The organism is Mesorhizobium comanense (assembly GCF_005503535.1).
Taxonomy (GTDB): Bacteria; Pseudomonadota; Alphaproteobacteria; order Rhizobiales; family Rhizobiaceae; genus Mesorhizobium; species Mesorhizobium comanense.
This window is the reverse complement of the sequence record NZ_SCNN01000001.1, coordinates 835,855-849,010: the sequence shown is the minus strand read 5'-3', so window position 1 is coordinate 849,010 and position 13,156 is coordinate 835,855. Positions and strand designations below refer to the sequence as shown.

Annotated in this window: 7 protein-coding genes and 1 tRNA gene; 4 read left to right on the top strand and 4 right to left on the bottom strand. The window is 63.8% G+C overall.

Annotated features, from left to right (window positions below; all coding sequences use genetic code 11):
* The first annotated feature begins 3 nt into the window (after positions 1-3).
* Together FFS37_RS03940 and FFS37_RS03935 are read left to right on the top strand one after the other, a co-directional pair.
* The gene (locus tag FFS37_RS03940) at positions 4-1,014 is read left to right on the top strand and encodes a MaoC family dehydratase (protein ID WP_137929608.1); all 1,011 of its coding nucleotides are present in this window, start codon (positions 4-6) and stop codon (positions 1,012-1,014) included.
* Positions 1,011-2,225, top strand: a complete 1,215-nt coding sequence (locus tag FFS37_RS03935) for a CoA transferase (RefSeq protein WP_137929607.1) — start codon at positions 1,011-1,013, stop codon at positions 2,223-2,225. The genes FFS37_RS03940 and FFS37_RS03935 overlap by 4 nt, the downstream gene beginning before the upstream one ends.
* Positions 2,226-2,259: 34 nt before the next feature.
* Here the strand turns inward: FFS37_RS03935 and FFS37_RS03930 are convergent, their stop codons facing one another.
* Entirely contained in the window at positions 2,260-4,584 is a 2,325-nt protein-coding gene (locus FFS37_RS03930) for a transketolase-like TK C-terminal-containing protein (RefSeq protein WP_137929721.1), read from the bottom strand.
* 194 nt (positions 4,585-4,778) lie between these two features.
* Here FFS37_RS03930 and FFS37_RS03925 point away from each other — a divergent pair, with 194 nt between their 5' ends.
* A complete protein-coding gene (locus FFS37_RS03925) occupies positions 4,779-5,246 on the top strand; it encodes an Lrp/AsnC family transcriptional regulator (RefSeq protein ID WP_137929606.1) in 468 nt (155 codons plus the stop codon).
* Between the two features lie 289 nt (positions 5,247-5,535).
* Here FFS37_RS03925 and FFS37_RS03920 read toward each other — a convergent pair.
* Together FFS37_RS03920 and FFS37_RS03915 are read right to left on the bottom strand one after the other, a co-directional pair.
* A tRNA-His gene (locus FFS37_RS03920) sits at positions 5,536-5,612 on the bottom strand.
* A 348-nt stretch (positions 5,613-5,960) separates the two neighbouring features.
* Positions 5,961-6,419, bottom strand: a complete 459-nt coding sequence (locus FFS37_RS03915; RefSeq protein WP_137929605.1) for a phasin — start codon at positions 6,417-6,419, stop codon at positions 5,961-5,963.
* Between the two features lie 248 nt (positions 6,420-6,667).
* Between FFS37_RS03915 and FFS37_RS03910 the strand changes: the two genes are divergently transcribed.
* Entirely contained in the window at positions 6,668-10,747 is a 4,080-nt protein-coding gene (locus FFS37_RS03910; protein WP_137929604.1) for a PAS domain S-box protein, read from the top strand.
* Positions 10,748-11,014: 267 nt separating this feature from the next.
* On the opposite strand, the gene FFS37_RS03905 is transcribed toward FFS37_RS03910, so the two are convergent.
* Positions 11,015-12,973 (bottom strand): acetoacetate--CoA ligase, encoded by a 1,959-nt coding sequence (locus FFS37_RS03905; protein WP_137929603.1) that lies wholly within the window; start codon positions 12,971-12,973, stop codon positions 11,015-11,017.
* Between the last annotated feature and the right edge of the window lie 183 nt (positions 12,974-13,156).

The following is a 13,156-nucleotide window of genomic DNA, read 5'->3' as shown; positions in this document are numbered from 1 at the left end:
AGGATGACAAGCGAATCTTCCGCGATCGGCATCGACGGACCGTTCTATGACGATCTGAAGATCGGCGATCGGTTCGATACAGCACCGGCGATGCGACTGACGGACGGTCTTGCCGCTGTTCATCATGCCATTGTCGGCGGCCGGCTCAGGCTGGCCTTCGACGCCGATGTGTCTGCGTCGGTAACCGGCAGGCAGCAGCCATTCGCCGCGCCGGCCCTGGTCTGGGACATCGCGATCGGCCAATCGACGCTGGTGACCCAGCGGGCGATCGCCAACCTCTTCTATCGCGGCCTGTTCTTCCGCCGGGCGCCGTCTATCGGAGATACGCTCAAGACCATCACCACGATCATCGGATTGCGGCCGGCCAGCGCCAAGGCCGGCCGGCCACCGCGCGGCCTCGTCACCATGCGGATCGCGACCAGTGATCAGGACGATCAGCCGGTGCTCGACTTCTGTCGTTGCGCCATGCTGCCGGCCCGGCAAGCCGATGACAGGGATGCACGAGGTGAGACCGATTTGCCGCGATCCGAACTGACTGCCATGCAGACATCAGCAGCCGTCGGGAGTTGGAATCTCGAAGCCTATCGCAAGGCGGTCCAGGGCCCGCATTTCAACGACCTGCATGCCGGGATGGTGCATCGCCTGGCTGGCGGCGACGTGGTCAGCAGCGCGCCGGAGCTGGCACGGCTGACGATGAACCTGGCCGCCATCCATCATGACAGTACCCAGTCCGGGCGACGCCTTGTATATGGCGGCCACACGATCGGGCTGGCCGCGGCGCAGCTGACCCGTGTCTTCCCATCGATGGTCACCATTCTCGGCTGGCATGATTGCGACCATCTCGGCCCGGTGCATGAAGGCGATACGATCCATTCCGAGGTCACGATAGAGCGCTGTGAGGCACTGCCGTCCGGTGGAGGGCTTGTCCATCTGCGGTCATTCGCAAAGGCGACCGATCTCGCGGGCAAGGTTTCCGACGTACTCCACTGGCGGCTGATCGGACTGTTCGCATGAGCGGTGGCATCCTGGCCGGCCTCAGCGTCGTCGAAGGATCGGCCTTCGTGGCGGCGCCACTCGGCGGCATGACGCTGGCGCAACTGGGTGCCGATGTCATCCGCTTCGACCAGATCGGCGGCGGGCTCGACCATCGCCGCTGGCCGGTGACGGATAGCGGCCAGAGCCTGTTCTGGGCCGGTATGAACAAGGGTAAGCGCTCCATACAGGTCGACCTGCGCTCGCCGGAAGGGCAGGATATCGTTTCAGCGTTGATCACCCGCCCGGGGCCTGATCACGGCATCTTCCTGACCAACCTGCCGGCCCGCGGCGCTCTCGCCTACGAAGCCTTGAAGGCGCGTCGTGGCGATATCATCATGGTCGCGCTGAGCGGCAATCCCGATGGGACCAGCGAGGTGGATTACACAGTCAATGTCGCGACCGGTTTTCCCGAGATTACGGGACCGCGTGGCGCGGACGAGCCAACCAACAGCGTGCTGCCGGCGTGGGACATTGCCATGGGCGAGATGGCCGCGGTGGGGGTACTGGCGGCGGACCGGCACCGCCGCCGCACCGGCACGGGGTCGCTGGTGAAGCTGGCGCTATCGGATGTAGCGCTGGCAATGGTCGCCAACCTTGGACGACTTGCGCAATCCGAACTCGGTGAGAACGCGGAGAAGGATGGAAACTTCCTTTACGGCGCCTTCGGACGCGACTTCGCCACCGCGGATGGCCGACGCGTGATGGTGATGGCCTTGACCGACCGGCAGTGGGTCGCGCTACAGCGGGCGACAGGTCTCGACGTGGCCGGCCTCACGGCGGAAACCGGAGTTGACCTTGCCACGGAAGGCGGACGCTTTGCGGTACGCGGTGCAATCGGCGCGGCATTGGCGCCGTGGTTTTCGGCACGAAGCTTTGCCGAGGTGCGGCGGATACTCACCGACGCAGGCGTTTCGTGGGGGCCTTACCAGACCTTTCAGCAATTGCTGGCGGAAGACCCACGCTGCTCAACGGACAATCCGCTCTTCTCCAGGGTCGATCACCCCGGCATCGGCTCCCTGCTGACGCCGGCGTCGCCGCTCTACTTCTCCTCAGCGAACCGCCTCGGCGCAACGCGGGCGCCTTTACCAGGCGAGCACACCGATGAAATCCTGGCTGGGATGGGATTGAGCGACGGCGAGATCGGACGGCTGCATGATCGCAGCATCGTTGCAGGCCCGGCACGGACGTGAAGACCGTGCCGAGAGCCGATGCTCGCCGGTAGTATCAATCCAATGCGCGCAGATAGCGCATCGGCCGCCCGGCCGTCATGCCGCTGCCTGCGGCGACGATCGAGTTCGCGTCGATCCCAAAATGGCGGTAGAGATCGTCGATCGTCCCCGACTGGCCGAAATGCTCGACGCCGAGGCTGCGCGTGCGATGGCCGTGGACCGAACCCAGCCAGCCGAGCGATGCCGGATGACCGTCGGTCACCGTGACGATGGCGCAATGAGACGGCAGGTCGGCAAGCAACCTTTCGGCATGGCTTCTGGCATGGACGAGCCCGCGTTCGCGGGCACGGCTTGCCGCCGTCCAGCCGGCGTTCAGCCGATCAGCCGAGGTCACCGCCAGCAGACCCACATCGCGGCGATCCTCCGCCATCATGCCGACCGCATCGATGGCTTCGGGCGCGACCGCACCGGTATAGCCGACGACCAGTTCGGCATTCGGGCCCGGACGTCGCAGCCAGTAGGCGCCGTCGACAATGTCCTGTTCGAGGTCCGGCGTCATGGCACGGGCAATCTGCTCGACCGGCCGCGTCGACAGGCGCAGATAGACGGAACCGCCGGTCTCGTCGCGCAGCCATGTACGCTCCGACTGCACGGCGTCGCCGTCGCGCTGCATGTAATCCAGCGCAAAGCGCATGATGACGCTCAACTCGTCGACGAAGGCCGGTTCATAGGCGGCAAGCCCGTCCTGCGCCATGCCGATCAACTGGGTGGCGATCGACTGGTGCGCGCCGCCTTCGGGCGCCAGCGTCACGCCCGACGGCGTGGCGACGAGCAGGAAGCGGGCATCCTGGTAGCAGGCATAGTTGAGCGCATCGAGGCCGCGCTGGATGAACGGATCGTAGAGCGTGCCGATTGGAAGCAGCCGCTTGCCGAAGATCGAATGCGACAGGCCGAGCGCCGACAGCAGGATGAACAGGTTGTTCTCGGCGATGCCAAGCTCGATATGCTGGCCGGACGTGCCGAACTCCCATTTCTGCGCCGAGGCGATGCGCTCGTTGCGGAACGTGTCCGCCAGCGATTCACGGGCGAAGAGCCCGCGCCGGTTCACCCAAGGGCCGAGATTGGTCGAAACCGTCACATCCGGCGACGTGGTGACGATGGCATCGGCGAGCGGCCCGCCGGCGCGGCCTATCTCGTCCAGGATCCGGCCAAACCCGACCTGCGTGGAAACGCTGCCCTTGGCCTCCGAGACAAGACGGTCGGGCACGATGATGCGTTGTGCGTGACGCCGACGTTGGCCCTTGGCCGCGAACGGCACCGCATCGAGGAACCGTCGCAGTTCCAATTCCTTGATGTCCAGCCCCTCGAAGTGATCCCACTCTCGCCCCTCGCTGACCGACATCGACGTGCGAAATGTCGCCATCTGGTCCTTGGTCATCAGGCCGGAATGATTGTCCTTGTGGCCGGCGAGCGGCAGGCCGAAGCCCTTGATGGTGTAAGCGATGAAGCAGGTCGGCCGGTCGTTGCCGCGCGCCGTCTCGAACGCCTTGAGCAGGGAGGGCAGATCATGCCCGCCGAGATTGGTCATCATTGCAGCCAGATCGGCGTCGGGGCGACGTTCAAGCAGGGCCGCGATGCCTGGCTCCTCGCCAATGTCGGCAAGCAGGCGCTTGCGCCAGGCGGCACCGCCCTGGAAGGTCAGCGCCGAATAGAGCTGGTTGGGACATGCATCGATCCAGGCACGTAATGTCTCGCCGCCCGGCTCGGCGAAGGCTGCCTGCTGCAGCGAGCCATATTTCAGGATGACGACATCCCAGCCGAAATTGCGGAAGATGCTCTCGAAGCGCTCCCACAGGCCCTCGCGCACCACGGCGTCGAGGCTCTGGCGGTTATAATCGACAATCCACCAGCAGTTGCGCAGGCCATGCTTCCAGCCTTCCAGCAGCGCCTCGAAGATGTTGCCCTCATCCATCTCGGCGTCGCCGATCAGCGCCACCATGCGGCCCTCGGCAAAATTCTCGTCGCGGGCGCGCAGATAGTCCTGCACCAGCGAGGCAAACAGCGTCTGGGCAACGCCGAGCCCCACGGAGCCGGTGGAGAAATCGACGTCGTCGATGTCCTTGGTTCGCGAAGGATAGCTCTGCGCGCCGCCGAAGGCACGGAACTGCTCCAACTTCGCGCGTGTCTGGTTGCCCAGCAGATACTGGATGGCATGGAATATTGGGGATGCGTGCGGCTTCACCGCGACGCGATCTTCAGGCCTGAGCGCGGAGAAGTAGAGCGCGGTCATGATCGTCGCCATCGAAGCCGAGGACGCCTGGTGGCCGCCAACCTTCAGGCCGTCGGTGTTTTCACGCAGATGGTTGGCGTTGTGGATCATCCACGCCGCCAGCCAGAGCACTTTTTTCTCCAGCGCTGAAAGCGCCTGCAATTTCCCTTTGTCCAAGCACCTTCCTCCCGCTTCTGAACCTGCACAGCATATGTCAGGCCTACAGGCGGTTTTCGCCAAACTTGCACCTCCAACGAGGCCAGTTTAGGTATTCTCGTCAATTCTGACATCAAGAATGGTGTTTCATGCCAAAAACTAGGCTCGATGATATCGACCGCAAGATCATCGATGCGCTGCAAATCGACGGGCGCATGACGGCGCAACAGCTTGCCGAAAAGGTCGGCCTGTCGGCATCGCCCTGCGCGCGGCGGGTGCGGTTGATGGAGGACATGGGCGTCATCACCAGCTACACCGCCGTCATCGACCAGGATCTTGTTGACCTGCCGATTTCGGTATTCGCATCAATCAAGCTGGAGCGTCAGCGCGAAGACGAGCTCGAACGCTTCAACGCGGCGATCACGCGCTGGCCGGAGGTCGTCGACTGCTACCTGATGACAGGTCAGCGCGATTACCTGCTTCGCGTCGTCGTGCGCGACCTGCACGCCTATGAGCGCTTCCTGAAGGAAAAGTTGACCCGGTTGGATGGCGTTGCGTCTATCGAATCGAGCTTTGCCCTGGCGCAGATCAAGCGGTCGAACCGGTTGCCGCTTTAGACTGCGCCAGGAAGCATCCGCCGGCCAACCCGGTCTACCCCTATCCTCGCGGTGAAGGGTGTGGGTGAGGGACGCGATCCTCAGAAAACTTCTTAAAGCTTGGGTATCAATCGGGTTCGATGTCACCGCGTTCAAAGGCAACTCAGCGCCCGGAGCACGGATCGGACGGTAGACCACGCGTCCTATGCCTTAAAGAGACCGTTTGTATCACAAAAAGCCACTACGGCACAAAAGGCGGCTCGACGCGTAGAATTCCTCATTAATTTCAATGATTTATCGGAGAAGCCGATGGTACCGTTGGCTGGGATCGAACCAGCGACCTCCGGATCCACAATCCGGCGCTCTAACCAGCTGAGCTACAACGGCACACTTGCCTGAGCGGGGATCAAGGAGAACTCGTTCCGCGCTCTGTCGTTCGGCGATGCGTCCTTACGGGCTTATGGATTTTAATTCAAGGCCTTTGGAAAGCAAAGCGCACTTGCCCACATCCGGTTCGGCCACCCGGAGAGAAACGCAGGGCAAAGAAAAAGGCCGGCGGGAGGAGGTGCCGGCCTTTTCCTGTTACGAGCCAGCGGGAGGAGGTGCTGGCTGGTCACCCCGGAGGCAGAGGGAGGAGGTTCGGCCCGCCGGGTATTCATTTGACCGTCAATATCTCACATCTATTTGTCTGACAAAATGCGACGTTTTGTTGCATCCGCAGACGATGCGCAGATATCAGGCAGCCTTAACTTCCTTGATCGCCTTCTCGAAGGCGGTCTTGATCGGCTTGGAGACCTCTTCGGCCGCCTTGGAGGCAACAGCCTGGAAGTCCTTGGCTTGCTCGACGCCCATCTCGACGCGCTTGCGCAGGAAGGCGGTCTGCAGCTCGACGACTTCCGATAGCGACTTGGCGCCGATCAGGGCTTCGAGATGCGAGAAGCCGGCTTCGGCATTGGCGCGCAGCGCGGCAATGGTCTTGAGCGACAGGTCGCTGGAAACAGTCTTGGCGGTCTCGTAGGTCGACTCCAGAGCCTTCTGGGTCTCCTCGGCGCCGGTCTTGAGCTTGGCGTAGGCCTCTTTCGACTGCTCAACGCCCTTTTCGGCGAAAGCGCGGATCTGGTCGGTGGCCTTGGAAGCGTCGAAGCTCGGGAATTCAACGTTTTCGATCGTCTCGGCAGTCTTGGTCCTGGACATTTTCCATCCTTTTCAGCGGCAGCGGCTTTGACAGAAAGCCGTCTCGTTCATGTATGGTGGCAATATAAAGGCAAATTTTGTGCATTGCAATATCTTTGTTGCAGTGCACAAAAAGAATCTTTCCCAGCGTTAACCAAAAGCCCAAATTCCAGGCTTTGCACGTTCTGGCTTGTGGACCTTCGCGGCCGAGGCTTTTATTAACAAAGCGTTAACTGCAAATTCGCTGCCCGTGAGGATTCGCCAAGCGCATGCCGTCCGAATACTCCTTCCTTGACGTCGCCGTGCTTGACGCGGTCCGCCAGCGCTTTGCCGCTGGCGACGCGATCGCGATTCTGTCGGTGGACCTCGAGCAGGTGATCTGGGCCAACGGGCCGGGAGCCGCCGTGTTCGGCTACCCCGATATCGAAGCGATCATCGGCGCCTCGGCGCGGCTGCCTTTGATCGCCCGCCGCCAGATCACGGCGACCAGCGGTTTTCCCGAGATCGGCAGCGACCGCGCCATCACCGTCCGGCTTGCGACCGGCATGACCAGCCGCGCCGTCGGCTTCCTGGCAAGTGCCGTGACCCTGCCCGATGGCGAGAAGGCGATCATGCTGGCCGTGCCCGCGGCGCAGACCGGCTCGCGAAGCGCGGCCGAAATCGCCGCCAAGGCGATCAGCGGCTTTACCGAGGACGGCCACTTCATCGCCTTTGTCGACGCCAGGGGCAATGTCGAGGCGGCCTCCGACGGATTTCCGGCACTCGGCATCCAGCCGGCGACGCTGGCCGCGCTGGTGGCCGACGTGGCCGCCGAAGGCGAGCGGATCGTCAAGCGCCTGGTTCCGGGTGGCAAGACATCATACCCGGCTGGACTGGCGCAGCTGACGCCGGAGCGGCATCTGCTGGTCGTGATCGATGAAGATCAGCTCGAAGACAATGCCACGGCGCCAATGCCGCCGGAGAATGGCCCTTTGACCGTCGCGGCAGGCCCCGCCGACAGGATCGATGACGCGGCAGCGGCGACCGAAGAGGCCCTCGCGGACCCCGGCCCCCGGCAAGACAACCAGCCGGCAGCGGAGGCGCCACGGGCGGAGCCGATGGAGCAGTCGCCTCCTGTCGCCGAGGCCGAGCAAGCACCCGCCCCCTCCGAGCCGGCGGCCGAGGACGCGCCGGAGACAGCAGCGCACAAGATCGAGGAGCAGCCCGAGCCGGCGCAGGTCGCCGCCGTGGATGACCAGCGGATTACGGATGTCACGCCGGCGCAGCACGATCATTGGTACTTCAATTCCGGCGAAGACGATGCGCGTCCCGAGCCAGTCGCCCCAGACACGGAAAGCGTGGCCGAAGCGACCGGTTCCCACACTCCGACCGAAAGCGCGAAACAGGATGAACCCGCCGTGCCTGCGCCAGCCGCAACACCGACGGCCAGGACGATAGACCGCAATGCGGCGCCATTGCGCTTTGTCTGGCGCACCGACGCCGAGGGTAAATTCAGCGCCCTGTCGCCGGAATTTGCCGACATCGTCGGCAAACCGGCCGCCGATGTGATCGGCCGGCGTTTCAGGGATGTCGCGGCCGCTTTCGGCCTCGATGCGTCGGGCGAGATCGCCGGCCTTCTGGAACGGCGCGACACCTGGTCGGGCCGTTCCGTGCTGTGGCCGGTCGTCGGCACCGACATGAAGATACCGGTCGACCTGGCCGCCCTGCCCGTCTATGGCCGCAGCCGCGCCTTCGAGGGATTCCGTGGTTTTGGCGTTGCCCGCAGCGGCGATGCCGTGGTGGATCCGGAAGCGATCGGCATGGCGCTGGTGCCCAATGGCGAGGTGGCGGCGACGCAGGACGCCGGACCGGCAGCCGAGCAGCCGAAGGCCGACGAACCCAAGCTTGAACCGGCCGGGGAAGAGCCGCCCAAGACCTTGGAGCCGAAGGCGGACGATCCGTTCAAAGGCGAGGTGCCGGCGCTGACCATCGTTCCGAAACCGGAGCGCCGCTTTGCCGACAAGGTGATCCGGCTGGCAGAGCACCGGCAACCGGCCAACGACAAGGGATTGTCGACGCTGGAGCGCAGCGCCTTCCGGGAGATCGGCGAGCGGCTGAAGAAGGACAATCCTCCGGCCGAGCCGCCGAAGGCTGAGGCGCCGGCCGTCGAAGGCGCCCCGGAATCGGTGGTTCATGCAACAGCCGAGCCGATGGCCGAAACCGTGGCAGAGGCGCCGGCAACGAAGGCGGAAGCGCCGGTCGAACCCGTCGGCGTGGTTGCGGCGACGCCCGAGGCCAGCCCGCGAGCACAGGACAACGAGAGCTCCCCGTCGCGGCCCGAGGACGACGCGATGCCGCCCGAGGCATCCGATGCCGATGCCCAGGACGAAGCGGATCTTGCACGGCTCGACGGCGCCCATCCCGATGACGTGGCCCATGGGGAGCAGACGGAGATACCGTCCGCGGCCAGTGGCTCACTGCTCAGCTACGCCGATCGCCACGACGAACCCAATTCGAGCGCGGGCACGCCGACGGCCTCCGAACCGACAGGCACGGAGGCCGCCAGTACCGAACCGGCCGCGATGGACGGCGAACCGGCATCCTCGGAAGATGGCCATGCGGCCGCCAATGACGATGACAGCATGACCTCGGCCGACTTCCGCGATGCCGAGGACAGCGAGGATTGGGCCGAAGGCACCGAAGCGACGCCCAGTGGGGCTGAGACACACAGCCAGGCTGCGCCGTCGGCCGTCGCTGCCACGGAGACTGTAACGACGAGCGACGCGGCCGCGATACAACGCCCGCGCCTGCAAGTGCCGCCGCTCAGGACCGAAGGCTTCGTGCCGTCGGCTTTTTCCGTCGGCGACGAGAACAAGGCTCCCGATACCTCGCTGCTCGGCAAGCTGCCGGTGCCGCTGCTCATCCATTCGGGCGACCAGTTGCACTATGCCAATGAGGAATTCCTCGACCTGACCGGTTACGACACGCTCGAGGATCTGGAGGATGCCGGCGGCCTTGGCGCCTTGTTTGCCGATCCCTATGCCGATGACAGCGCATCCGATGGCAGCGACCGGGCATTGCGGCTGAGGACACACGACGGACAGGAATTCCCGATCGACGCCATCCTGCGGTCCGTGCCCTGGCGCGACGGCAAGGCGCTGATGCTGGTGGTGCGCCGTTCCGGCGAGGACGAAGCGCCTGTCGCCTTGCACGCCGTGGGCGAGGAGCAGACGCAGCCCGATATCTCAGACCTTAAGGCACGCATCGCCGAGATGCGCACCATCATCGACACCGCCACCGATGGCGTCGTGCTGATCGGCAGTGACGGCGCCATCCGCTCGATCAGCCGTCCGGCCGAAGCGCTGTTTGGTTTCGACAGCGACGAGGTGACCGGCAAGCCGTTCGCCTCGCTGTTTGCCATCGAAAGCCAGCGCGCGGCGCGCGACTATCTCAGCGGCCTCTCGGAACCCGGCGTGGCAAGCGTGCTGAATGACGGCCGCGAGGTCATCGGCCGCGAAGCGCAAGGGCGTTTCATCCCGCTGTTCATGACCATCGGCCGGCTGCCGAACGACAGCGGCTTCTGCGCCGTGGTGCGCGACATCACGCAATGGAAGCGGGCCGAGGAGGATCTGACCCAGGCGCGCGCGGTGGCCGAGCGCGCGTCCTCGCAGAAGACCGATTTCCTCGCCCGCATCAGCCACGAGATTCGCACGCCGCTCAACGCCATCATCGGCTTTTCCGAACTGATGGTCGACGAGAAGTTCGGTCCGGTGGCCAATGACCGCTACCGCGACTATCTCAGAGACATCAACCGCTCGGGCAACCATGTGCTCGACCTGGTCAACGACCTGCTCGACATCTCCAAGATCGAGGCCGGGCAGCAGGAAATGGCCTATGAAGCGGTGTCGCTCAACGACACGCTGGCCGAGACCGTTGCGATGATGCAGCCGCAGGCCAACCGCGAACGTGTCATCATCCGCTCCAGCTTCGCCTCGCGGCTGCCCGAAGTGGTGGCGGATCTGCGCAGCGTGCGCCAGATCGCGCTCAACATCCTGTCGAACGCCATCCGCTACACCCAGGCCGGCGGCCAGGTGATCGTCTCGACCGCCTATGAGAGCTCGGGCGACGTCGTCATGCGGGTGCGCGACACCGGGATCGGCATGAGCCACGCCGAGATCGAGCAGGCGCTGAAGCCGTTCAAGCAGATCAACGCGCTGAAGCGCGGACGCGGCGACGGCACCGGCCTCGGCCTGCCGCTGACCAAGGCGATGGTGGAGGCGAACCGCGCCCGTTTCACCATCAGTTCGACGCCCGGCGAAGGCACGTTGGTGGAGGTTGCCTTCCCATCCACCCGGGTGCTGGCGGAGTAGGCCGCAGCTTCAAAAGCAGCCGCCCAGACAAAGAAAAGGCGTCCAAACGGACGCCTTAAGAGATGGGATTGCTGTCACAACGGGGGCTTGAGCGAATTCAGATCCTCCGGGGGCTGAGGAACGGGATTTCTCCCTCAAGTTATGTGCGACTATCGGCGTCGGGCCTTAACAACTCCTTACCGGGCCGCCGGAAAATTTACGAATGTGTACCACTCGTGAAATCTAGGTAAATTCGCGCGACAGATTTCATTAACCATGCCTGCGGCGTCATTGCGCAAGCTGCGGCAGGTTTCTGAACAGTTCCAGCGCCTCCGGGTTGGCGAGCGCCTCCTTGTTCTTTATGGCGCGGCCATGAACCACGTCACGCACGGCAAGCTCCGTGATCTTGCCAGACTTGGTGCGCGGAATGTCCGACACCGCGACGATCCTCGCCGGCACATGGCGCGGGCTGGCGCCTGTCCGGATCTTGGCGCGGATGCGTTTTTCCAGATCCTCGTCCAGTTTGACGCCCGCGGCCAGCCGCACGAACAGCACGACGCGTACGTCGTTTTCGAAATCCTGGCCGATGCACAATGCTTCCAGGATTTCCGGCATCTGCTCGACCTGGTTGTAGATCTCGGCCGTGCCGATACGCACGCCGCCCGGATTGAGCGTTGCGTCCGAACGGCCATGGATGATCATGCCGCCATGCCCGGTCCATTCGGCGAAATCGCCATGGCACCAGATGTTGTCGAAGCGTTCGAAATAAGCGGCCCGATATTTCTTGCCGTCGGGATCGTTCCAGAAGCCGATCGGCATCGACGGGAATGCCCTGGTGCAGACCAGTTCACCCTTCTCCTGCCTGATCGGCTTGCCGTCATCGTCCCAGACATCGACCGCGAGGCCAAGGCCGGGTCCCTGGATTTCTCCGGTCCAGACGGGCTCGATCGGAACGCCGAGCACGAAGCACGAGACGATATCGGTGCCGCCGGATACGGAGGCCAGGTGCACGTCCTGCTTGATGCCGTCATAAACGAAGCGGAAGTCTTCCGGCGACAGCGGCGAGCCCGTCGAGGAGATGGCGCGCACCGTGGACAGGTCATGGCTGCGGATCGGCTTGAGGCCTGCCTTGCGCACGGAATCGATGAACTTGGCCGACGTGCCGAAGAAGGTCATCTTCTCGGCATCGGCGAAATCGAACAGCGCGTTGCCGTCGGGATAGAAAGGCGAGCCGTCGTAGAGCAGCAAGGTGGCGCCGGAGGCGAGGCCCGACACCAGCCAGTTCCACATCATCCAGCCGCAGGTCGTGAAATAAAAGAAGCGGTCGCCATCGCAGAGACCGGCATGCAGGCGGTGTTCCTTGACATGCTGGATCAGCGTTCCGCCAGCCGAATGCACGATGCATTTGGGAATGCCTGTGGTTCCCGACGAAAACAGAATGTAGAGCGGATGCGAGAACGGCAGCCGCTCGAAAGTGACTGGCTTGACGGCGAAGGGCGACAGCGCCTCCTCCATCGCCACGGCCTTGTCGATGGTATCGGCCACGTCCGTCGAGGTGCCGAGATAGTCGACGAGCAGCACCTTGCGGACGCGGCCAAGCTTGGCCGCGACCGCCGCCACCTTGTCGGCGACCTCGATCGCCTTGCCATTGTACCAATAGCCGTCGGGCGCGATGAAGATGACGGGTTCGATCTGGCCGAAGCGGTCGAGCACGCCCTGCTCGCCGAAATCGGGGGAGCAGGATGACCACACCGCGCCGATGGACGCCGCCGCCAGCATGGCTGCGACGCTTTCGGGCATATTGGGCATCATGGCGGCGATGCGGTCGCCCTTCTTGACCTTGAGCGAGACGAAAAGCTGCTGCAGACGCGACACCAGGCCATGCAGTTCGCTCCAGGACAGCCGGCGCTCGACCTTGTCCTCGCCGCGAAACACGATCGCCTCGCCGGTACCGGTCTTTTTCAGGAGGTTCTCGGCGAAATTCAGGGTCGCATCGGGGAAGAACGCAGCGCCGGGCATCCTGTCGCCATCGGTAAGAACATGCTCGCCCCTGTCACCCGCGATGCCGCAGAAATCCCAGACGAGGCTCCAGAACGCCTCGCGGTTCTCGACCGACCAGCGGTGGAGATCGCTGTAGGAGGGGAATGCCGTACCAGTAGCCGCCTGCGCGGACTTGATGAAAGCGGTGAGCGGCGCGGCGTCAATCTGGTCTTGCGAGGGGGTCCAGAGCGGTACTTCAGCAGCCATGATCGATCCTCCCAGGTCGTCACCGCTTATGCATATTGCAGCGCAGCAGAGCAAGATTTTGTTCAGCCGATGTGGTGAGATGTGCGCAAATGCCATCGCCGGGCCATAAAGACTTGAAATGCCTCGGCCCAAGGTCGTAGTGACGACCGGGGGATTACACTCGCCGGACGATTTTTGCCGGAA